At 64.1% G+C, this 21,765-nt stretch carries 18 protein-coding genes; 7 read left to right on the plus strand and 11 right to left on the minus strand.

Features of this window, described 5'->3' with window-relative positions:
- Positions 1-175: 175 nt before the first annotated feature.
- A complete protein-coding gene (locus tag HP499_RS02550; protein WP_172322385.1) occupies positions 176-1,564 on the minus strand; it encodes an MFS transporter in 1,389 nt (462 codons plus the stop codon).
- A gap of 108 nt (positions 1,565-1,672) precedes the next feature.
- Between HP499_RS02550 and HP499_RS02555 the strand changes: the two genes are divergently transcribed.
- A complete protein-coding gene (locus tag HP499_RS02555; RefSeq protein ID WP_172322386.1) occupies positions 1,673-2,551 on the plus strand; it encodes an SIS domain-containing protein in 879 nt (292 codons plus the stop codon).
- A gap of 107 nt (positions 2,552-2,658) precedes the next feature.
- On the opposite strand, the gene HP499_RS02560 is transcribed toward HP499_RS02555, so the two are convergent.
- Positions 2,659-5,331: a Tat pathway signal sequence domain protein gene (locus HP499_RS02560; protein WP_172322387.1), complete on the minus strand. Its 2,673-nt coding sequence runs from the start codon at positions 5,329-5,331 to the stop codon at positions 2,659-2,661.
- Positions 5,332-5,480: 149 nt separating this feature from the next.
- Between HP499_RS02560 and HP499_RS02565 the strand changes: the two genes are divergently transcribed.
- From HP499_RS02565 to HP499_RS02575, 3 genes are all read left to right on the plus strand, one after another.
- Positions 5,481-5,846: a metalloregulator ArsR/SmtB family transcription factor gene (locus HP499_RS02565; RefSeq protein ID WP_172322388.1), complete on the plus strand. Its 366-nt coding sequence runs from the start codon at positions 5,481-5,483 to the stop codon at positions 5,844-5,846.
- Positions 5,843-6,331 carry an SRPBCC domain-containing protein gene (locus HP499_RS02570; RefSeq protein WP_172322389.1) on the plus strand — a complete coding sequence of 163 codons (489 nt, stop codon included), beginning with the start codon at positions 5,843-5,845 and terminating at the stop codon, positions 6,329-6,331. Before HP499_RS02565 ends, HP499_RS02570 begins: the two co-directional genes overlap by 4 nt.
- Before the next feature lie 103 nt (positions 6,332-6,434).
- Positions 6,435-7,013 (plus strand): adenylate kinase, encoded by a 579-nt coding sequence (locus HP499_RS02575; protein ID WP_172322390.1) that lies wholly within the window; start codon positions 6,435-6,437, stop codon positions 7,011-7,013.
- Here the strand turns inward: HP499_RS02575 and HP499_RS02580 are convergent.
- From HP499_RS02580 to HP499_RS02590, 3 genes are read right to left on the minus strand one after another with little or no spacing between them, the layout of a single operon-like run.
- Positions 7,010-7,774, minus strand: a complete 765-nt coding sequence (locus HP499_RS02580) for a glycosyltransferase family 2 protein (RefSeq protein WP_216659672.1) — start codon at positions 7,772-7,774, stop codon at positions 7,010-7,012. The two genes, HP499_RS02575 and HP499_RS02580, sit on opposite strands and share 4 nt — an antisense overlap.
- On the minus strand, positions 7,771-9,129 hold the full coding sequence (locus HP499_RS02585; RefSeq protein WP_172322391.1) for a PIG-L family deacetylase: 1,359 nt from the start codon (positions 9,127-9,129) through the stop codon (positions 7,771-7,773). Before HP499_RS02585 ends, HP499_RS02580 begins: the two co-directional genes overlap by 4 nt.
- Complete coding sequence (locus HP499_RS02590) at positions 9,123-10,208, minus strand: acyl-CoA dehydrogenase family protein (protein WP_172322392.1); 1,086 nt, start codon at positions 10,206-10,208, stop codon at positions 9,123-9,125. The genes HP499_RS02585 and HP499_RS02590 overlap by 7 nt, the downstream gene beginning before the upstream one ends.
- 226 nt (positions 10,209-10,434) lie before the next feature.
- Between HP499_RS02590 and HP499_RS02595 the strand changes: the two genes are divergently transcribed.
- Complete coding sequence (locus HP499_RS02595; protein ID WP_172322393.1) at positions 10,435-12,732, plus strand: bifunctional SulP family inorganic anion transporter/carbonic anhydrase; 2,298 nt, start codon at positions 10,435-10,437, stop codon at positions 12,730-12,732.
- A 192-nt stretch (positions 12,733-12,924) separates the two neighbouring features.
- Positions 12,925-13,521, plus strand: coding sequence for a DUF1992 domain-containing protein (locus HP499_RS02600; RefSeq protein WP_172322394.1), 597 nt, complete (start codon positions 12,925-12,927; stop codon positions 13,519-13,521).
- Between the two features lie 80 nt (positions 13,522-13,601).
- Here HP499_RS02600 and HP499_RS02605 read toward each other — a convergent pair whose 3' ends face one another.
- Entirely contained in the window at positions 13,602-14,924 is a 1,323-nt protein-coding gene (locus HP499_RS02605; RefSeq protein ID WP_172322395.1) for an ammonium transporter, read from the minus strand.
- Positions 14,925-15,097: 173 nt separating this feature from the next.
- Entirely contained in the window at positions 15,098-16,339 is a 1,242-nt protein-coding gene (locus tag HP499_RS02610; protein WP_253951342.1) for an MFS transporter, read from the minus strand.
- 152 nt (positions 16,340-16,491) lie between these two features.
- Here HP499_RS02610 and HP499_RS02615 point away from each other — a divergent pair, with 152 nt between their 5' ends.
- On the plus strand, positions 16,492-17,223 hold the full coding sequence (locus HP499_RS02615) for a glutamine amidotransferase (RefSeq protein ID WP_172322396.1): 732 nt from the start codon (positions 16,492-16,494) through the stop codon (positions 17,221-17,223).
- Positions 17,224-17,623: 400 nt separating this feature from the next.
- Here the strand turns inward: HP499_RS02615 and HP499_RS02620 are convergent, their stop codons facing one another.
- From HP499_RS02620 to HP499_RS02635, 4 genes are all read right to left on the minus strand, one after another.
- Positions 17,624-19,252 carry an FAD-dependent oxidoreductase gene (locus HP499_RS02620; protein WP_172322397.1) on the minus strand — a complete coding sequence of 543 codons (1,629 nt, stop codon included), beginning with the start codon at positions 19,250-19,252 and terminating at the stop codon, positions 17,624-17,626.
- Entirely contained in the window at positions 19,249-20,370 is a 1,122-nt protein-coding gene (locus tag HP499_RS02625) for an alcohol dehydrogenase catalytic domain-containing protein (RefSeq protein WP_172322398.1), read from the minus strand. The genes HP499_RS02620 and HP499_RS02625 overlap by 4 nt, the downstream gene beginning before the upstream one ends.
- A gap of 9 nt (positions 20,371-20,379) precedes the next feature.
- Complete coding sequence (locus HP499_RS02630) at positions 20,380-20,703, minus strand: YciI family protein (RefSeq protein WP_172322399.1); 324 nt, start codon at positions 20,701-20,703, stop codon at positions 20,380-20,382.
- 112 nt (positions 20,704-20,815) lie between these two features.
- Positions 20,816-21,712, minus strand: a complete 897-nt coding sequence (locus HP499_RS02635) for a LysR family transcriptional regulator (RefSeq protein WP_172322400.1) — start codon at positions 21,710-21,712, stop codon at positions 20,816-20,818.
- Positions 21,713-21,765 lie beyond the last annotated feature (53 nt).

Raw genomic sequence — 21,765 nt, forward strand, 5'->3', positions numbered from 1 at the left:
CCGGGGGAGATCTCCACTGTCTTCTCGCCGCCCACTGGATACTCTGCCGGGTGGCTGGTGTAGAGCCGCTTGAGGCTGGATCGTTGCGGAATCCACTGCAGGACGGTGAAGAGGACAACTCCTGGATCCTGTTGCATGGCGTGGAAGGTCCGCTCGAAAACGGAGGCCGTGGTGTTCACTTGGTACCTGCCGTTGCGGGATCGTGCTCGGTGCGGGCGTTGATGTCCTCCAGGGATTTGCCCGCTGTGGAGGCGCCGAAGATCACCACGCCAAGCACGCCGATGGTCAGCACCACGGTTGTCATGGTGAACACTCCGCCGAAGCCGAGGGAAGCGGCGAAGATGCCGATGATAGACGGGGCCAGGATGCTGCCGATGCGGCCCACGGCGCTGGCCAGGCCAACGCCGGTGGCGCGCATCCAGGTGGGGAAGAGTTCCGGAGTGTAGGCGTAGACGCCGGCGTAGGTGCCGTTGAGGAAGAAGGACAACGTTGCTGCGGCCATCAGGATCATGCCGGAATCGTTGGACTGGCTCAGCCAGAATGCGCTGATGGCCGATCCTGCCAGGTACAAGGCGATGGTGTTCTTGCGGTCAATCCGGTCACACAGCCAGGCGGCTGAGAAGTACCCGGGGATTTGTGCCAGGTAAATGAGGATGGAGAACTCGAAGCTCTTGGTGATGGTGATTCCGCGGCCTACCAACAGGGTGGGAATCCAGGAGAAGAAGCCGTAGTAGGAGAAGGTGATCACGAACCAGATCAGCCAGATCACTGCGGTCCGGCGACGCATGGCCTTGGACCACATGAACTTCAAGGCGTTCCAGATGTTGATCTTCTGTTGGTGCGTGGCGATCTCTTCCTCGGCTGCGGGCAACGGATCCAAGGGCTTTCCGGTGGCCTTGACAACGCTTTGCTCGAATCGGTCCACTACTTCGGTTGCCTCGGCAATACGGCCGCGGCTGATCAGGTAGCGCGGCGATTCCGGCAGGCTGCGCCGCCACCAGAGGAGAAGAAGGATGGGAATGGCAGTGATGACCTGCGCCCAGCGCCAGCCGTCCTCACCGAGCGGGACAACGAAGCGGCCGATCAGCGCAGCGCCCACGAAGCCGAAGGAGAAGAACCCGGCCAACGTGCCGATGAACCAGCCGCGGCGCTTGGGTGGAATGAACTCGGACAGGAACGGGGCAATAATCACGCTCTCGGCGCCAGCGCCCAATCCTGCAAAGACCCGTGCAATCAGGAAGATCTCGAAGTTGGGAGCCATGGCAGCAACTACCGACATGACGCAATAGAAGGCCAAAGCCCACAGCATGACCTTTTTGCGGCCGAAACGGTCGCCCATCCAGCCGGCCAGGATCGCTCCGAAGAAGAATCCCAGCGGGGCAGCTGAGCCCACCAGGCCGAGGCTGGCGGTGCTGAGCCCCCACAATTCCTGGATGCGTGGGAGCAGGAAGGCCACCACTGCGCCGTCCATGCCGTCGAAGGAGTATCCGAGGCCTCCGATGAGAAGAAGCTTGTAATGTGGTCGACTGAGAGCCAGACGATCCAAGCGTGCTGTGAGAGACATGGGGATTCCTGCCAAAGTGGGCCAAGTTGTACATTTTTAGGAATATGCACAGATCTGTGCAGATACGATGTATTGAAGTTACGGCCAAAGTGTGAGGTAGGTCAATAGGTGGAAGAAGATTTCGACTCGTCAACATTGACCGAGTGGCTGGACAGCCGTGTCCAAGGGCGGAAGCTCGCGGCGCGCCAGATGCAGGTCATCGGCATTCTCAGGTCCCAGCCTCGGCTCGCGTCCTACGGCTCGGTCAGCGACATTGCCGCGGTAGCCGCTTCCAATGCCTCCACGGTCACCAGAACCGCGCAAACACTGGGATTCAAGGGCTGGGCGGACTTTCAGTTCGAGCTCCGGTCCAGGTTTCTGGCATCCCTGAGCGCGGTGGAAGTTGCGGCCGAACACAACGGCCACGTGAGTAGTCCTGCACAGGCTGCAGTGTCCACGGACAGGGCAAATCTGGCCCATTTTGAGCGCACTCTGGATGCGGACACCCTCCACAACATTGCCAAGGCAATCGCAGGTGCCCGGCAAACCTTTATTGTGGCCGCGGGCAGTTACGCCATTCCCGGCAAAGCGCTGGAGCACAACGCGATCATCGCCGGTTACAACGTCAGGCTCCTGGACGCCGACGTCGCTGCCCTCACCAACGCCATTGCACGGCTCGGTGCAGAGGACCTGGTCATTGCCATCAGCCTCTGGCGGGTCTACGACAGCACCATCCGCGCCGTGGACATCGCCCACAATCTGGGCACGCCCATCGTTTCCATCACCGACAGCGCCGGATCACCCGTGGCAGTGCACGCCGAGCACAGGATTGTGGTGCCCACTGAAGGTGCCGGTTTCTTCCCGTCCCTGACAGGTGCGGTGGCCGCGGTCCAGGCGATCGCCGTCGAGCTTGCGTCCCTGGACCGCGAGCGTTCCAACCAGAACATCGCCGCTTCGGAGCGGACTTGGGACCAGATGCGGATCATGCATCCGCGCTCAAGTTCCTAGGGCTGTGTCTTCCTGACCCTGTTTGGGTTCACCGGGACCTAAAAACAACCCCTTTGGGTTACTTTTCGGCCGCGGCGGCGCCAAAGAAGGTGGGGAAGGTACGGAAATTACGACGCCGGGACCTCCTGGGCGGGCAGCCCACCACCGATCAGGGCCAGGTTTTGGATGACGGCGAGGCCAAACTGTGCGGTGTCATTGGTGGAAACGGTGGGTGCTTCATCCACGGGCTGGAGTACATAGGGTGGCAGGATCTTCTTCAGCGTGAAGGCCTCGCTGTGGTTGAGGTTTTCCCCGCCCTCGGCAAAGCTCTCCCACGCCAGAGCAGCCAATTCCGGAGACCCCAACCGGGCCGCCGCATAGGCCGTGAGCCGGCTGTGCGCCTGGGTGAGGTAGATACCAGCCAGGGGTTGACCTACTTCCGCGATCTGCTCCTCCGGGGTGGCCAGGAACAGCCGGCAGTACTGCATCCAGGCTTCCTCGAAATCCTTGTCCGGCACCAGGCTGATCAGTTCGCTGCAGATTTCCACTAAACCGAACACGGCACTCAGGTGCGAGACGCTGATGGCTTCCCTGCCGGCGTCGAACCTTCCTGCATCCAGGTCGTAGAGCGCCTCGCCAGTCAGGAAGCCGTACTTCAGCGCGCCGATGTCTGCCATGGTTCCCAGGAGTCGATCCCGTGAGCGCGGGTTGCCGGTACGCTCCCAATCGGTGAGCCAGGTGGCGGCCAGGGAGCCCCAGTCCGTACCCAGCCCCACACCCAAGGCGCCGCGGTCCGGGCGGTAGGTATCGGCGTCGGGCCTGACTTTGCGGACGGGATCCAGGCCGAGGAAGTTCTGGTCGCTGTCCACCAGTTCGGTGAGGAGATCGCCGGTGCGTTCATCGGCGGTCAGGTAGTAGTAGAAGCGCCGGTATGCCGGGGTGCTGATGCGCAGTTGCTTGGCGCTGCAACCCCAGTGCTGGACGTTGTGCCGTGAACCCAGCCCGCGCCATGGCCCAAGGTGGTAGACGTCCACCTCGCCCGTGTGCCGGGTCATGGCCTCGGCATAGCGGAAGACGTCCGCGCGGCCCGTCCGGAGGTACATGTACCAGAGCCAGAGATCGGGGGAGAGCTCGGAGTTGTCCCAGGCATAACCGCCTACGTCGTAGCGCCACACGTGCCTGTCCGTGTCGTAGGTGTGCATGACGTCGCCGTAGTTCCAGAATCCGTACCAGCGGCGCTGCTCGGTCTGGCCCTGGTAGAAGTCGAACAGGAAGTCCAGCTTGTCTTCCAGCTCTGCCGTGGCGGGGGTGCTGCGGTCCACCGGAGCCCAATCGCCGAAGACGCCTGCCGCGTGCAGGTACTCAGGGGAGGGCTGCAACAGTGGGGGAGTGGCCGCAGCTTTGGCATCCGCGGCAAGGCTTTCGGTGCCGGGGGTGGTGTTGTAGGCGAAGAGCGTCAGCTCATGCGTCCGGGCGATGCCGGTGGGGTTGCCGAAGCCGGGTTCGTAGTCCTCATAGGTGATTTCCAGGCCCTCAAGCTGGTCCTCGAACGTTTCCTGGCCAAGGCCGTCGTGGTAGAAACGGAGGTCCATGGGCTGGGCCTCAGGGGAGTAGAGCCATGCGGTCATCTTTGCTTCCGCGGTGGCTGCCCCGCGGATATCCAACTGTCCCGGATGCGACTGCCAGAAGTCCCGGATACCAACGCCGAAGCCACCGCGGACATCGCTCAGGGAGCAGAAGCCTGCCGCCCGGGTGCCGCCCGAAATCCCCACCCAGCCGTGGCCCGGGGCCGTCCGTTTGCGCAGCTCAAAGCCATCTGCCGTCAATTGCGTCAGGGTGTAATCGTTCCAACCCGGGATGAGATGGAGGCGCTCGGAAACCAGCGGGCTCCACTTGCCCAGCGGCGGCGTTGCCCGCCCGGCGATCTGTGCAGTGCGGACCGCCTCGCCCGGATCCCGGCGCAGGCCAGTCAATCCGCGCACGGCCTCGACCAGGAATCCGCCATCGGCACCGGCAATCCGGACGTGCCGGTCATGCAGTTCGCTCTCGAGCGGCACAGTGAACTCGACGCCCAGCCCCGCCAGGAAATCCTGTTCGGCGTCGCCGTCCCAGATGAACGAGTGCATCATCCTGACGCTGCGGGCTCCTGCGTAAAAGTAGAAACGGACGGTGAAGGGGAGCCATTCCTTGGCGCCGTCATCGGCGCGGTGCCGGCCCTCCACCTTCACCACCGCGCGGACAGGACCGGCCTGCTCCACGGTGACGCTGGTGGTGTGGCCGGTGAAGCCCGTGCGGGTGGTGGTGCCTGTTCCTTCTGTGGCGCCCGACTGCAGCAGGCTCACCAAGCGGCCGGCCTTCGCCACCACGTTGCCATCCCGGCGAAGCTCGGTGAACAGGGTGTTGCCGCTCTTGTGCAGGGCCATGTCCAGTGTGCCCGTGGATACGGTGATGGTCTTGTCATCTTCGATGACCGTCACCTCGTCCGGGCGCTCAGACCCCGGGCGTTCGACGGCGGCTGCCGGACCGGCGTCGTGCGTTGGGATCGGGTGGGTGACGCTGTAGGCGTCCGCTGGCTGATTCGTTGCTCCGATGGCGATGCCGGCCCATTTGAGGGTCCCGTCGGGCCAAGTGGCCAGGGGCCAGGTTTGGGCTTTGACGGTGCTGCCGCTGGAATCGTGGACCCGGAGGACGCCGGCGTCCTGCACGGTGCCGCGTTGGAACGGCATACCCCACGTCGTGCCGGCGCTGAGTGCGGCGGGCGGTTCGCCATCGATCCACGTGATCGGGGCGTGCTGAGTCATGGTCATTCCACCTAAGAGTCTGGGAAAACGCTTTCTTTGAGACGTTTCGACAACTTACCCGCGGGATGCCTGAAGCCGCAAGGGGTGCCCGGGCGATGGTCCCTTGAAACCCTTGACTCCACTTCCGCGGGGGCGTATCGTACAACCAAATGGTTGTAGATCAGCTCAGTAAAACCCCCTCCGGAGACGTCGAACTGGATCGCCTGTTCCAGGCCTTGGCCGACGCCACCCGCAGGGACATCGTGGCCCGGGTGACGGCAGGGGAGTACTCGGTCTCCGGATTGGCTGCGCTGTACACCATGAGTTTCGCGGCCGTGCAAAAGCATGTAGCGGTCTTGGAACGGGCCTCCCTGGTGACCAAGGAGAAACGTGGGAGGGAGCAGATTGTGCGGGGAAACCATGATGGACTGCAAAAAGCCCGGCACCTGTTAGACCAATTCGAAATGATCTGGCGGCAGCGGGCCAGCCGGATCGCGGACATACTCGCTGAAGATAATGAAAGGGATCTGCCATGACTGTTGTCAGCGTAAACAAGGATGCTGAGGCCCTGAGCTTCACCATCGTGGCCGAGTTCGAAGCCGACGTGAAGCGCGTCTGGAGGATCTGGGAAGATCCCCGGCAGTTGGAACGCTGGTGGGGACCGCCTACCTGGCCGGCCACTTTTGAAACCCACGAGTTCACCGCCGGGGGCAAGGCTGCCTATTACATGACCGGCCCGGACGGAACCAAGGCCCGCGGTTGGTGGAAGTTCACGGCCATCAACGCCCCGGACCACTTGGAATTCGACGACGGTTTTGCCGACGAACAAGGCGAGCCCGTAGATGACCTGGGCATCACCCACGCCACCGTGAAGCTCGAACCCCTGGACAACCGCACGCGCATGACCATCACCTCCCGCTTCGAATCCGAGGAACAGATGCAGAAGATGGCCGAGATGGGCATGGAAGAAGGAATGCGCGAGGCAATCGAGCAGATCGATACCGTGCTTGCCACCAACTAGGCACTGAACCACAAGCAAAAAGAAGCCGACGACGACGGGTGCCTCCCGTCGTCGTCGGCGTATTGTTTAAGTCCCCGGCCGCCTTTCGAAACGGACCAGTGACATGGCGCGATTGATCATCATGGGACCTCCAGGCGTCGGCAAAGGCACGCAGGCCGAGTACCTCGCACGGCATTTCTCGATCCCCGCCATTTCCACAGGTGACCTGTTCCGCGGGCACGTCCGGAACAAAACCGAGCTCGGAGCCGAAGCGAGCGGGTACATGGACCACGGCGAATTTGTGCCGGACCATGTCACCACGGACATGCTGCGCCAAAGGCTTGAGGACAATGACGCGGACGCCGGTTTCCTCCTGGACGGTTATCCGCGGACGGTGATCCAGATTGGTGCCTTGGATGAGATGCTGGCCGCCAAGGGCCGGGCGCTTGGAGCGGTTCTGGCCCTGACCGCCCCCGACGGGGAGTTGGTGGCGCGCATGCTTCGTCGAGCCAAGGAACAGGGCCGTGCGGATGACACGGAATCGGTCATCCAGCGACGGTTGGAATTGTATCGGGACGAAACCCAGCCAGTGCTGACCGCCTATTCGCACCGCGGAATCCTGGTGACCATTGACGGATCGGGTGATCGGGAGTCGATCACGGCAGCCGCGATTGCTGCGGTGGAAGGGGCTCTGGCAGCTTAGCCGGTTGCGGCAGGAGCTCCAGCGCTCAATGAGCGGAGGTAGGCCGCGAAACCTTGCGGCGCCCGGGCGTGGGTCCTGCCCGAGGTCACCACGCGGATGCTGTCCGTTGATGTCACCGTAAAACCCTGCCGGCGAAGACGCTCCACCAATCCACGATCCTCATGGGAGCGCATCAAAGGAAAGCCGCCCGCCGCGAGGTAGGCCGAAGCCCGGATGCCCAGATTGGCTCCGTAAATATGGGAGTGGTCCTCGCGGAACGGGTGCAGCTCCAACCAGCGTCCCAGCACCGACGGGTCAACATCCGCTGGGTCTGGCTCTACCGAACCCAGGACGGCGTCGGCGCCTTTGTTGGCAAGATCGAGCTGCCGCACCAGCCAATGCCGGGGGACTGTGGAATCGGCATCAGTGTTGGCGATCCAAACGGTTTCTGGCCCTGCGCTGGTTTCAGCCCCGGGGTGTTGGAGGCCGTCCAAGGCGGTCCGCACGCCATAATCACGGCTGGCCCCTGCGCTGCGCAGCTTCACGGTGACCTTGCGGAAGCGGGGATCGCCGACGCTGAAGGCAGTGCAGATCTCCTTGGAGCGGTCCGTGCAGCTATCAAGGACCACAGTGACGGAGGCCCCCACCCTGGGGTATTCCTGTTCAAGAGCATCCAGGGCGGCACGAAGCCCGGTCAGCGCCTGGCCAAGGCGTTGTTCCTCGTTGTGGGCGGGCATCACAATGGCCACGTTTCTGATGCCTTCCAGTTGTGGTTGGGTCATACCGAACTGTCCGGGGCCACCAAAACCTCCAGCATGAAGTCCTTCTCCTGGTAGAGCCCGTGCGTGGGCCAGCCGAGGTACTTGCGGGCCATTGCGTGGACGGACTCCGCGTCGAGCTGCCAGCCGGAAATAGGGTGCCGCCAATGACACAGGAGCAGCGTTCCGCCGGGCAGGGTGGAGTCTTGGATCCGTGCCAGAAGTTCCGTCAACTCCTCCGGAGACAGGTAGTAGCCGGTCTCGGACAACACCACCAGATCGAACCTGCCCTCGGGCCATTGCTGGGGCACGGTGAGGTGCTTCACCACCGCTGACGGCTGCCCTTCCAGCCTCTTCGCTGCCTGGGCCAGGGCCGCCGAACTGGCATCCACTCCCAGGAAATTCCGGCAACGCTTGGCAAGCTCATCACTGAGGGTGCCAATGGAGCAGCCGAGTTCCAGCCCGGACTCGTAGCTTTCTTTTGGCAGGGCTGCCATGGTGAGGGCCCGCTTGCGGCGTTCATACCAGCTGGTGGTGTAGCTCCACGGGTCCGTTTCCCGGGTGTGGACCTCATCAAAGATCCGTTCAGCGTCCGCGGCACTGTTGTTCCCGGCCGTTGACGGATGCCAGGCGAACGTTTCCCACGGCCTGCTGAAATGCTCCAGGAACGTTTCGGACAGGAGAGTCTCGTCGCCCGGCTGAGCTGAGAGAGGTTCGATCTGCGAGGCATGGGCGCGCATCGCGGTCGCTTTGGCATGTTGTTCTTCCGGGCTCAGGGGCACACGAACCCAATGGTTCCAGGTGGTGTCCTCGGTTCCTGCCCACAACCAGTACCAAATGGGGTACTCCAAGAGTCCGTAGTTGCCCTGGCTTGCTACGTCGGCGGCAACGGTGCCCAGGGTGTCGTGGTCCGTGTGGCCGTCGGCCCGGTAAGGAGCCACGATCACGACGTTTTGGGGCGACTGCCCCGCGCTGCTCTCCTCAACCGCGGCGGCGATCCGATCAGCAGAGGCAGCCAGTTTTCCGTCAGGGAGTTCCAGATACCGCCACGTCGCCCCCGGTACCAGCCCGGACATCGCCGTGCCGAACTCAGCGAGCCTCACAGCGGCAAGCTGTTCCGGCGTCGTGGTTGGCGAATCCGGGTGTGAGGCCTCGCCTGCGGTGCACAGGATGATTTCTACTGCCGCCCCGGCGGCCTGCAGCTTAGCCAAAAGTCCACCGGCGCCGAGCGATTCGTCGTCCGGATGCGCGGCCAGCACCACGAATTTCATGGCTGCCAGCTCGGCTGTGTCCAGTGGCAATTCGGGAAGCGCGGCCACGCCCGCAGCTGCCCAGTCCTGTTCGGGTGTGCCCACATCAGCGTGCGTGAAAGCTACCATCCGCAGTCCCCTTTCAACGTCAGTGCGCCCAGCTGGGCATCGTCCCGCATGGCATGGTGCTGCCTGATGTACAGCGACAGGTCCGCCATGCGTTTGCCGTACGCCTCGTTGAACGCCAGCGGCGCCGGGCCGAGGTTCTGCGTCACTATCGTTTGGACACGCTCGACGGCGGCCGCAACAGTCCCGCGGGCCCGCAGGGCTTCGCTCCAGGCGCTGGGGGTGTTCGTGCCGGTGCCGCCGTCGGGGTCCTCCGGCTCGCCTGTGTCTATCCGCTCGGCGGCTTGGGCGAGGTAGCCGGTGGCGGACGTGAGGATCCGATCCACCTCACCCAGGGAGGCGAGGGCCACCTGGTCCGGTTCCCTGCCGTTGTCCGCGCCCTTGAGCAGTGAGGTCCTGAAGTCCCGCGCCATGGCCACCGCTCCGCCGAGCCAGCACGCGGCAACTCCCATGCCGCCCCAGGCGAAACCGGGACGGCTGAAGTACCAGCCCTCATCGCCCACCGCGGTGGCGCGGACTTGGCTGAAGTGAACGGTGCCGCTGGGGATTTCCTGCAGCCCGCGGCTGGTCCACTGCGGTGTTTCGCAGGACACCCCGGGGTGTTTCAAGTCCACGGCAAAGGCGGCCCGGCTGCTGTTCTCGGTGTGGGCAGTGATCACGGCGCCGTCCAGTTGGGCCGCGAGGGAGCACCAGGGTTTGGACCCGTTGAGGACGTAGTTGCCGGCGTAGTCGCGCTTTGCCTCGAGCTTCAAACCTGGGCCTTCGGCGGCGAAGACTCCCCAAGCGCCCTCGGGTGTGGCGGGGCTGTCAGCCTGTTCCAGTATGGCAAGGGCATCCAGGTGTGGTTCAAGCACCCTCCCGGCGGCGACATCAGCTGCGGTCACTGACGCGAGCAACTCCCAGAGCTTGGCGGTGCTGCCCTCGCCGGGCTTCGGTGCCGTGTGACCGATCTCCTTGGCCAATGCCAACAACGCCGGAACGTCGCCCACCGCGCCCTGCACCCGTTCCAGCATGGGTTCCAGCGCTTGCAATTGGACGGGCTCGGAACTGATGCGTACAGGCTTGGCTTCGGGTTGACTCATGGAGCCAAGCCTAAACTAAGGCGCCTTAGGTTATGGGCGCGGAGTGTTGGGAACGACGACGGGAGGTTCCGCCTCCAACGCGCTCCACCCCTGCAAAAGTTCCCATGGGTCCCAACATGAAGCGCATCTTCACAACTTCTGTCACGCTTGTCACATCCTGTTGTCATTAACGGTGACAAGTTCCGTAGCTTGGAAGGGTCTTCATTTCCGAGCCCAAGGATTACCCATGCCGCAGCCCAACGACTCCGCTTCCGTTCCCACCGACTCACACAGCCCGCCGGGCAGCAACCCGGGCAACGGAACACACAAGCCAAGCTTCCTCAGCAACCTCGGTGCCGACCTTCCGGCATCCCTCGTAGTCTTCCTCGTGGCACTCCCGCTGTCGCTGGGCATCGCCGCCGCCTCCGGAGCCCCTGTCATGGCCGGGCTCATCGCCGCCGCCGTCGGTGGCATCGTGGCCGGCAGCCTGGGTGGCTCCCCACTGCAGGTGAGCGGCCCCGCCGCCGGCCTGACCGTCGTCGTCGCCGGTCTTGTGGACGAGTTCGGCTGGGCGGTGACCTGCGCCATCACGGTCGGTGCCGGCGTCGTGCAGTTACTCATGGGTGTCAGCCGTATTGGCCGGGCCGCGCTGGCAGTGTCGCCCGTGGTGGTCAAGGCGATGCTCGCGGGTATCGGCATCACCATCATCCTGCAACAAGCCCACGTGCTGCTTGGCGGACAGGCTGCAGGATCCGCCCTGGAGAACCTGGCCGGACTGCCAGCGGCCATCACCAACGTGGAACTTCACTCGGCGTTGCTGGGGCTTGCCGTTGTTGCCATCCTGATGGCGTGGAAGTTCCTTCCGGCGGCAGTGCGAAAAGTGCCCGGGCCGCTGGCCGCCGTCGTCGCCGTCACCGCCCTGTCCGTTGCGGTGGCCCCACATGTTGAACGGATCAGTTTCAGCGGCTCCATCTTCGATGCCATCGCGCTTCCAAGCCTTCCGGACGGCAACTGGCGGGCGGCGTCCATGGCCGTCATTACGGTGGCCCTGATTGCGAGCATCGAATCGCTCCTGTCAGCCGTCGCCGTCGACAAAATGCACGGCGGTTCCCGCACCAACCTCAACCGCGAGCTCGTGGGCCAAGGCTCCGCCAACGTTGTCTCGGGCATGCTCGGTGGCCTCCCGGTGACCGGCGTGATTGTCCGTAGCGCCACCAACGTTGAAGCAGGAGCGAAGAGCCGCGCCTCCGCCATCCTGCACGGTGTCTGGGTCCTGGTGTTCTCTGCCCTGTTCGCCGGGCTCATCCAACTCATACCGCTGTCCGTGCTGGCCGGCTTGCTGCTGGTCATCGGCGCGAAGCTCGTCAAGGTAGCCGACATCCGGACCAGTCTCCGCACCGGCGAGCTCCTGGTGTACAGCGTCACCCTGGTATGCGTGGTGGTCCTGAACCTGCTCGAAGGCGTCATGATCGGCCTGGCGCTCGCCGCTTTGTGCGTGCTGTGGCGGGTTCTCCGGGCCCAGATCCACGCGCACGCCCCCGCAGGTTCCGGCCTGCCGTGGCGCGTGACCATCGCCGGATCGTGCAGCTTCTTCGCGCTGCCCCGGCTCAACCGCATCCTGCACTCCGTGCCCGAAGGCCAGGACGCCGTGGTGGAACTGAACGCCGACTACCTCGACCACGCCTTCCGTGAAGCGTTGGTGGCCTGGCAGAAGCAGCACCGCAACACCGGTGCCTCCGTGGTTCTTGAAGAGCACGGAACTACTGCTTTCACCGATGCCGAGGACAACACTCCCCAGCGGCAGGACCTGCGGGAATTCCCCTTGCCGCCGCGCACGTCGTGGTTGCCTTCTTCTGGCAACACAACAGCAGACGACGACGGCGGGCAGCCGCCACTGCGGTCCATCCTCCTGGGCATCGACAAATACCATCGCCGGCACGCAGACAAGGTCCGTCCACTGGTCCAGGACCTGACGGAAAGCCAGAATCCGGACACCTTGTTCGTGGCGTGCGTTGATTCCCGGGTCAACCCGAACCTGATCACCAGCAGCGGGCCGGGTGACCTACTCACGCTCCGCAACATCGGCAACGTGGTGTGCAGCGATGGCCGGGACGCCTCCATCGATTCCGCATTGTCCTTTGCGGTCAAGGCGCTGTCCGTGGATTCGATTGTCATTTGCGGGCATTCCAACTGCGGTGCCATGAAAGCCGTCATTGCTGATGCTGAGGGTTCTGCCCCTGCCCTGGGGGCCGGGTTCGATTCATGGCTGGAGCACGCACGGCCCAGCTACTCGGCCTTGCTCGCCGGCCATCCCGTTGCCCGGGCAGCCGAGGCCGAGGGGTACAGCCGGCTGGACCAACTGAGCATGGTGAACATTGCCCTGCAGCTCCGGAAGCTGGAGGACCACCCCGTCACCGGTCCGGCGTTGGTGTCGGGGCAGGTTCAGGCAACCGGCTTGTTCTACGACATCTGCACGGCACGGGTGGTGCTGGTGACTGCTGAGGGTATTGAACAGCTGGATCCGGGTATGGCTGTCCGCGCCTGATTCCGGCTGCCCCTCCACCACCCGCATTGGGCTCCGGACGGCCCCCGACACGCCCCTTTTCCGGCGTGGCGGGGGCCGTGGCGGTTTCAAAGTGGGTGGTGGGGGTACCTCCTTAAACCAAGTCGACGTGCGGAATACTGGAACGAGGATGTCCGGCAGGCGAGGGCTGCCGTGTAAGGAGGTGGCGGGAACGTGAACGCCGAGAACAATGCCTTCAGGCGGAAGCTTGAACGGGGAGCGGAACTGCGGGCCGTGCGGTCCTGGGGCGGCAATGCCGAGGAAGACGCAGAGCTCGAGGCCGCCGATGCCGAAGAACGCGAGAAGCGCCGGAAAGTAGACGACGCCGCACGGGTTGAGTACCTCATCCGCGACGCCATGAATCAGGGGAAGTTCGACAACCTCAAGTACGCCGGCAAACCAATCCCCGGACTAGGGGAGCATTACGACCCCGACTGGTGGGTCAAAGGGCTCATCCAACGTGAACGGCTAAGCGGCATTGGCCCGCCTGCTATCTTGTTGCGGATCGAGGACTCGGAACTCGATGCCAAGCTGGACCAGCAGTACACGGACAAGCAGGTCCGGGACCTCCTGGAGGACTTCAATAAACGGGTGGTCGAAGCCCGGCGGCAACTTCAAGGTGGCCCTCCCGTAATCACCAAGCTCCGCGACGTGGACGCCGAGGTTCAAAAGTGGCGGGAGCGCAGGGCCGCTGCAGCTCCGCCCGAGCCTGAGCCCGAACCCCAGGGCAAACGGACCTGGTGGCAGCGGATCTGGAACGGGTCCGGCTAACCCAACCGGGGCGCGCACAAAACAGCAGCCGACGGCGGGACTCACGTTCCGCCGTCGGCTGCTGTTTGTTGAGGGCGCCGTTAGGCGAAACTGTCTTCCTTGGCCTCGGAAGCCGGTGCGGGCTTCCGTCCAATGAGGGCCGAAAGGTGGGCCTGCTGCTGGCGGAAGTGGCCGTGGGCTGTGAGGCCGAACTCGTAGGCGGACTCTGCGTGCTGGGTGAGGTCCACACCGGTGACTTCGTGCTCCAAGGGAACCCGGAATCCAATGGTCTTGTGAATGATCCGGCCTATCACCAGTGTGCCCAGACCGGACAAAGCGATGGTGATCAGCACGGCAACTGTCTGGGCAATGAGCTGCTGCGGGCCGCCACCGTAAAGGAGGCCACCTGCCGTGCTCTCGGTGGGGAAGGCGACGAAGCCCAGGGAGAGCGTGCCGATCACGCCGGCGCCGAAGTGGACACCCACAACGTCCAGGGAATCGTCGAAGCCGAACTTGTACTTCAGGTCCACGAACACCGCGCAGGCGGCACCGGCAACAAGGCCCAGTCCCAGTGCGGCGAGCGGGCTGATGTTGGCGCAGGAAGGCGTGATGGCCACCAGGCCGGACACGACGCCGGACGCGGCACCCAGCGATGTCGGGTGCCCGTGACGGATCTTCTCCACGACGAGCCAGCTAAGCATTGCCGCAGCCGGGGTAACCAGTGTGTTGATCCAGATGAGGCCGGCCTGCTCCGCCGTGGTGGCGGCGCCGCCGTTGAATCCGAACCAGCCGAACCAGAGGATGGCTGCGCCGATCATGATGAACGGCACGTTGTGCGGGCGGTGGTTGGGGTCCTTGGCGAATCCGTGACGCTTTCCCACGATCAATGCGAGGACAAAAGCGGCGGTTCCGGAACTGACCTCAACCACTGCGCCACCGGCGAAGTCAATGACCTGGCCGAAGACCTGGGTCACGGCACCTCCGGCGCTCATGAGCCCACCGCCCCAGATCATGTAGGCCAGCGGGCAGTAAACCACGGTGATCCAGATCGGCACGAACACTGCCCATGCGCCGAACTTGGCGCGGTCGGCGATCGCACCGCTGATGAGGGCAACAGTGATGATGGCGAATGTGGCTGCGAAGCCTGCCTTGATGAGGTCCGGGGACCCGATCAGGTCCTGCAGGCCGAAGTGTGCAAAGGGGTTGCCGAACAGGCCGAGGAAGCCGTCGCCGGTGGTCATCGAGTAGCCCCACAGGACCCACACCACGCCCACGATGCCGGCCGAGATGAAGCTCATCATGATCATGTTCAGCGCAGCCTTGGCGCGGGTCATGCCACCGTAAAACAGGCCGAGGCCGGGGGTCATGAACAGCACCATTGCCGCCGACAACATCATCCAGACGTGTTGCGCAGAGATCTCCACCTGCGTTCCCTTCTCATTGAGCCTGTCCCAAACGGGGCCGTTGTCCCGGCCCACGCCAACCCCCCGATCAATATTCGGTGAGCTATGTTTCCGACTCAGAAGAGCTAAGTTGCAGGTAAGTTACAGAAATCCCTGGTTCATGAAGATCACGTCACTGCCATGTTTCGGAAATGTTAACGGCGCTTCTCCCGACCCCCGGCAGGGTAGCCGCCGCGACGACTCGCGATGATGATCACCAGGGCAATCGCCGTGGGAATCGCCGCCGCCAACGGCACCAGTTGCGCACCCACAGTGGTGAGGGCGAAGGCTCCGTACACGGCACCCACGGCAATACCCAGTTGGATGGTCACCACGGTGAGGCCGTTGGCAGCATCCTTGTGTTCACCGCCCGCACGGAGAATCGCCGCCTGGTTGTAGATACCTACTGCACCAAAGGCGATGCCCCACAGCGTCATCAGCCCGAAAGCCCCCACCCAGGTGCCGCCCACTGCGGGCAGGAGGGCGAACGCCAGAGTCAAGAGTCCGACGGCGGCAATCACCGAAGTGCGCGGGTGCGAGTCCGCGGTCATGCCGGCAATCCAGATACCCACCAGGCTGGCAATGCCCACCACTGATAGGGACAGGCTTGTGGCCGATTCCGGCAGCCCTGAGGCCAGAAGGAACGGGGCAACGTAGGTGAAGAGGGTGAAGTGTGCCAGCAGCAGGAGCGGCCAGGCTATGGCAATGGCGATCACGCCGGGGAGTTTCATGGCTGCCCGGAGGGATGGGGTCTTCTGGCTGGCTTGGTCATGGGCGCCGGGGAGAAGCCAGAAAGCCAAAACTGCCAGCAGCACACCCACCCCGGCCAGGACCAGGAAGGAGGCCCGCCACGTCATCAGGGAACCCATCAATGTTCCGATCGGAGCGCCGACGGCCAAGGCGATGCTGTTGCCGCTGAACACCACCGCCATGGCTTTACCCACAGAATGCGCGGGAACGATGCGCGCCACGTACGGTGCCATGCTGGACCACAGCATGCCGTGGGCGATGCCGCCAAGGAGCCTTGCCCCAATGGCCCAACCCAAGGTCGGGCTCAGTGCCAGGAGGACATTGCTCAGAGCAAAGGCCAGCACCGTGGCAATGAGCAGGGTCTTCCGCGGCAACCTGCCCGCCAGGAAACGGGACAACGGAAGTGCCGTGAAGACGATGATGGCCGCGTAGACCGCAGTCAGGGAACCCACTGCCGACTCGTCCACTCCGAGGTCACGGCTGATTTGGGGGAGCAAGCCGGACGGCAGGAGTTCGGTGGTCACCGCGGTGAAACCCGCTGCGGCCAGAACCAGAAGGCCGCCCCATGGGATTTTCTTCGGTTGCTGCGTTTCAGCACGCGACGCCTCGGGTGATGGCGTTCCGACGACCACAGGGTCCTGCTTCAAAGAGTGCTCCTCTTGGGATGAGTCATGGGGTTTCATTGGGGGTTCCGTACAACGTTATGCATCCACGGCGATGCGAGGGAGTCTCTGTCAGAAACCCCCTCCTGCTGGCAACACACTTTGTCCCTCAGCCATTCCTCACGCAGACTGGCCCTGTGAAGCCCTTCCTTTTGCTGGCCACCCGCGCCGAAGACGCCGCTGCCGACGACGAGTACCAGGCCTACCTCCGGTACTGCGGTTTGAAACCGGAAGAGCTTGTCCGCTTGCGGCTGGAATCCGAGCCGTTGCCGCCCCTTGAACTCTCCGATTACTCCGGCGTGATCGTGGGCGGGAGTCCCTACACCTCCAGCGATCCTGTGGAGGAAAAGAGTGCAGCGCAGATCCGGGTCGAGGCGGAACTCTCATCGCTGTTGGACCGCATCGTGGCCGAGGACTTCCCATTTCTGGGCGCTTGCTACGGCGTTGGTACATTGGGCGTTCATCAGGGAGCCACCATTGACCGCCGCTTTGGCGAACCGGTAGGACCAACAGAGATCCAACTGACGGCTGACGGGGAGCGCGATCCCATGCTCCGCGGTGTCCCGAATACCTTCGAGGCGTTCGTCGGGCATAAGGAAGCGTGCAGCAAACTGCCCGGACATGCGGTCCTGTTGGCCAGTTCGGCGGCGTGCCCGGTGCACATGTTCCGCATCAAGAACAACCTCTACGCCACGCAGTTCCACCCCGAACTGGATGCCGACGGCCTCATCACGCGTATCAACATCTACAAGAACGCCGGATACTTCCCGCCCCACGAGGCCGAGGAACTCATCGCCGCAGCCCTTGAATCATCCGTGACGGAGCCCATGCGGGTGCTCAGGAACTTCACGGAGCTCTACGCCCGCTAGTCCCATGTGGTGAGGGCTGCGTTGTAGGGCCTGCTCTGCGCCCTTTTTTGGGCGCGTGCCGCGCAGAGCGGGCCCCGCAACGTGGGGTGCGTTGGGTGGGTGTGTGTTGTGGGGCCTGGTGTGCGCCCTATTTTGGGCGCGTGGGGTGTAGAGCGGGCCCCGCAACGTGGGTGGGGTGCGTGGGTGGGTGTGTGTTGTGGGGCCTGGTGTGCGCCCTATTTTGGGTGTGTGGGGTGTAGAGCGGGCCTCGCAACGTGGGGGTGCGTGGGTGGGTGTGCGTTGTGGGGCCTTTTGTGCGTCCTATTTTGGGTGTGTGGGGTGTAGAGCGGGCCTCGCAACGCAAACAAGAACGCCCGACGGCGGTAGTCGCCGTCGAGCGTTTGTGTCCCCCAGGATTCGGCTACGTCAGCCGGGCCGCGAGATCTTCCCCCACGGCGAAGGCGCGGGTGATCGCAGAGCCAAGGGTGGCGCCGCCGCCGGGGTAGTTGTTGCGGAAGACACCTGCCGAGACATTGCCCGCAGCGTAGAGACCCGGAATGGCCTGTTGCCGGTGATCCAGCACCCGGCCGCTGAAGTCCGTGGCCAGCCCGCCCGATGTCCCCAGCACACCGGCCCGGATGGGAACGGCGTAGAAGGGGTCAGCCAGCAAGGGGGCCAGGCAGGGATTGGGAGTGTTTCCGGCGTCGCCCAGGAACCGATCCTGCGGTGTGGACCCGCGTCCGAATTCCGTGTCCACACCCAGTGCTGCGTCGGCGTTGAACCGGGCAACGGTGGCCTTGAGACCAACCGGATCGATGCCCAGTTCCCGTGCCAGGAGTTCCAAGGTTGGCGCGGACACCATCCACTCTGCAGGTTCGCCGGGCACTGAGCCTGCCACGGGATACTTCGCCAGGTAGTCCGCATCGAACACCAGCCACGCGGGGTTGTTCTGCTGCCGGCCGGTGTGCGGGTTGATGGATGCGAAAACCCGGCTGGCGTCGTGATAGTTCAGGGCCTCGTTGACGAAACGATTGCCGCAGCTGTTCACGGTGATGGACCCCGGAAGGGTCATTTCCACGTTTCCCATGCGGCCGGACTGCTGACCGTCATACTGATGGGCCGACGTCGAAATGACCGGAACACCCCACACAGCTGACATGTCCTCCACAGCCGCACCGGCCTTGAGGCCCAGTTCCAAACCGTCGCCCTCATTGGACGGGGCACTGATGGGCGTCACCGGATACGGCAGAAAGGCCCTGCGCAGCCGCGGATTCCACTCGAAGCCACCGGAGGCAAGCACGACGGCGGTCGCTGACACCGGCGCGTCGGCGGATACCCCGCCGAGTCGCACGCTCCACCCTGCGCCGGATGCTGACAAGTCCTCCACAGGGCTGGACACCACGATGTGCACGCCGCGATCCACGGCGCTCGCCGCCAGGCTCCCCACCAGGGCCCCGCCCATGGTCCGGATCCCCGCAGAGGCCCGGTGTTCCAGCAGCACGGGATCAGCTGAGCGGCCGTTGAGCTGATCCCGCTCGGTCATGGTGAGCAGCGGGAAGTACGACGACGGCCGGATCAGCTCCGAAAGTCCCGGGTAGTCCCGGGGATCGAAGGCGTTGTTGTCCAAACCGCGGCCACCGTCCGCGGCCCCTTTCCACTCCATGTGGTAATCCGGGCGGGCAATGGGAACCATGGACACTTTGGTCTCCAGGTTGAGGAACTCCACGGCCCGCGGCGCAGTGTCCACGTACCACTGAATTTCCCCGGCCGTCATCACGTGGCCGACCGCCTCTGTGAGGTAAGCGACGCCGTCGGCCTGGCTGTCCTGGTACCCGGCGGCTTTGGCTAGGTGGTTGTTCGGCGCCCACATCACGCCGCCACCGGCAGCCGTGGTGCCACCCAAAAGCGGTGCCTTCTCCACCACCAGTACGCTCAGGCCGGCATCGGCTGCACGGACGGCGGCCACCAGTCCGGCGGCACCACTGCCCATGACCACGACGTCGTAGCTTGCGTTGAGCTGGTGGGGTGCGGTGATGATTGAGGTGCTCATGCGGTGCCTCCCGCCGGCATCTGGATCAGGATCTTGCCGATCTTTTCGGTCCGGCCCTGCATCAGCCGATACGCCTTCTCAAGGTCGGAGAAAGCGAAACGGTGGGTCATGAGCGCGCGGGCCTGACCGGGGTGCCGGGCCAGCAGGGCGAGCCCGTCCGGGATGAGGTTCAGGCTCATCCGGCTGCCCATGAGATCCAGTTCCTTGTAGGGGATGTCCTTCATGGAGACGGCGGCCTGCCGCGGCGAGATGCCCACTTGGACAATTCTTCCGGCGCTGGCAACCAGCCTGATGGCGTTCTCCAAGGAGGAGGGAACGCCGGTGGCTTCGATGACCAATTGCGGTCCGTACCCGTCGGTCAATGACGCCAACCTCGGCGCCTGGTGTTCATCCGGGAATGCCAGTCCCGGTGTCACAAGCAGAGTGTCCGCCGCGCCGAATTCCACCGCCAGGTCCAGCCGGTGCTGCTCAGTGTCAGCGCAGACAACCTTGACTCCAAGTTCCGTCAGATACAAGGTGGCCAGCAGCCCGATGGGTCCGCTTCCCAGTACCAGCGCGGTCTCACCGGCTTCGGGACGCCCGCGGTTGACGGCCTGCATGGCGATGGACGCGGGCTCGCCCATCGCGGCGATGTCCAGGGGGAGGTGGTCCGGGACGGGGCACAGCTTTTCCACCGGCACACTGATCAGTTCGGTGAGTGCTCCGTCCGAATAGCAGCCGAGGCAGCCCACGTCCTGGCAGACGTTGTACCGGCCGGTGCGGCACGGGCGGCAACGGCCGCAATAGATGATGGGGTTGACGGCTACGCGGTCGCCGATGCTGAGGTTGTGGTTGCCGGGGTCCCGTAAGCCGACGGCGGAACCGCTGGCGACGCCGGGGTCGGAACCGCCGGCAGTACCCGGACCCGCACCGGGGGCGAGGGCCTCCACTATGCCTGAAAACTCGTGGCCTTGGACCAAGGGAAGCTCGCTGGGGTAGTCGTCCTCCCAGATGTGGAGGTCGGTGCCGCAGAGGGTTACATTGTGGACCCGGACCAAGGCATGGCCCGGCTCAAGGGTGGGCTCGGGGGAATCCCGAAAGGCAATGGTCTCTTTGGAGACGGTGATCGCGGACAGCACGGAGGGGCCTCAGTTCTGTGCGGCGGACTGCGGGGCCTCAGGCCGGGGCGCGTCTGCACCGAAGAAGATGTTCCATTGCCGAATGGTCCGTTCTTCGATGAGCCCGGCTTTCTGGAACGGGTCCTGGTCCATGAGGGCTTCGACGTCGGCTTTGGTCTCGCCCCCGATGATCAGCAGGGCACCAGGTGATTCCTCGGGGCCGAAAGGTCCGCTCTTGAGGAGGCGGCCGTCGTCGAACTGGGTTTTGAGGAACTCCACGTGGGCGGGGCGGACTGCATCCCGGCCTGCGGACGTCGTGGGGGAGTAGGTGTACGTAACGGCAAACGTGGCCATGGAGTTGTCCTCTTCATTGAGTGGATGGGGGGTTCCCTCAATGCTGGGCAACTAATTAGGTCCTGTCCAATACTTAGTTGGTCTGGAACTATGTGCAGAAAATACATAGTGGCTAGTCCGCCGGGGAGGGGAGCACTTCCTCAGCGATGCGGAGTGCCGCGCGGAGAGCCGGCGACAACGCGACCGGGTTCCAGACGAGCCCGGAGAACAGCAGGACCTCCTCGCCTTCCAAGGGCAGGAAAACGATGCCCGCAGGCATGATGCCCTCAATGGACTCGGGCATCAGGCTGATGCCCACACCGCCGGCAACCAGAGACAGTGCAGTGTAGGGATCCGAGACCTCCTGGCCGATCCTGGGGCGGAACCCTGCGGCCGCACACGCCGCGAAAGTTACCTCACGCAGCGTGGACCCCTGGGCGGCGGGCATGGTGATGAACGGATCGCCGGCAAGCTCGGCCATCCCCACGGAGGCCTGCCCTGCAAGCGGGTGGTCAGCCGGCAGCGTGACCCCCAGCCGCTCGGTGGCAATACGGCGGGTGGCCAGGGAAGGGGCATCGATGGGCAGGCCGATGAAGGCCAGGTCCAGGGCGCCGTTGCCCAGCTGTTGAAGGGCTTCCTGGGTCAGCAAGCCCCCATGCAGCGTTACCTCGAGTTGGGGATAGTGCTGGCGCAGGGCCCGCGTCAGCGGGGGAAGCGTGGCGTGGTTCAACGCGCCGGAGAATCCGATGGCGAGTTTTCCATAGATGGTCCCGGTTCCGGCACTGACGGCCCTGCGTGCCAGATCCACTTCCTCAAGGATCCTGCGGGCGTGCGGCAACAGTGAGTGACCGGCCGTGGTCAGGGTGACGGACCGGGTGTTGCGTTCAAAGAGCGGCTCGCCCAGGCCCTTTTCCAGCTTCTTGATGGTCTGGCTCAACGGTGACTGCGCCATGCGGAGCCGTTCTGCCGCCCTGCCGAAATGCAGTTCCTCGGCTACTGCCAGGAAGGCCTCAATTTGCCGCAGTTCCACGTTGCCTCCCGGATTTTGCGCTTCAGTGCAAGGCTATATTGGGTTTGAGGTCC

Source organism: Paenarthrobacter sp. CM16 (genome assembly GCF_013179505.1).
GTDB lineage: Bacteria > Actinomycetota > Actinomycetes > Actinomycetales > Micrococcaceae > Arthrobacter.

What these genes read in the sequence shown, in the direction of transcription:
- HP499_RS02580 (WP_216659672.1), bottom strand. Translation starts at nt 7,774, where the DNA reads ATGACCCAACCACAACTGGAAGGCATCAGAAACGTGGCCATTGTGATG.
- HP499_RS02595 (WP_172322393.1), top strand. Translation starts at nt 10,435, where the DNA reads ATGCCGCAGCCCAACGACTCCGCTTCCGTTCCCACCGACTCACACAGC.
- HP499_RS02585 (WP_172322391.1), bottom strand. Translation starts at nt 9,129, where the DNA reads ATGGTAGCTTTCACGCACGCTGATGTGGGCACACCCGAACAGGACTGG.
- HP499_RS02565 (WP_172322388.1), top strand. Translation starts at nt 5,481, where the DNA reads ATGGTTGTAGATCAGCTCAGTAAAACCCCCTCCGGAGACGTCGAACTG.
- HP499_RS02560 (WP_172322387.1), bottom strand. Translation starts at nt 5,331, where the DNA reads ATGACTCAGCACGCCCCGATCACGTGGATCGATGGCGAACCGCCCGCC.
- HP499_RS02570 (WP_172322389.1), top strand. Translation starts at nt 5,843, where the DNA reads ATGACTGTTGTCAGCGTAAACAAGGATGCTGAGGCCCTGAGCTTCACC.
- HP499_RS02590 (WP_172322392.1), bottom strand. Translation starts at nt 10,208, where the DNA reads ATGAGTCAACCCGAAGCCAAGCCTGTACGCATCAGTTCCGAGCCCGTC.
- HP499_RS02550 (WP_172322385.1), bottom strand. Translation starts at nt 1,564, where the DNA reads ATGTCTCTCACAGCACGCTTGGATCGTCTGGCTCTCAGTCGACCACAT.
- HP499_RS02630 (WP_172322399.1), bottom strand. Translation starts at nt 20,703, where the DNA reads ATGGCCACGTTTGCCGTTACGTACACCTACTCCCCCACGACGTCCGCA.
- HP499_RS02620 (WP_172322397.1), bottom strand. Translation starts at nt 19,252, where the DNA reads ATGAGCACCTCAATCATCACCGCACCCCACCAGCTCAACGCAAGCTAC.
- HP499_RS02575 (WP_172322390.1), top strand. Translation starts at nt 6,435, where the DNA reads ATGGCGCGATTGATCATCATGGGACCTCCAGGCGTCGGCAAAGGCACG.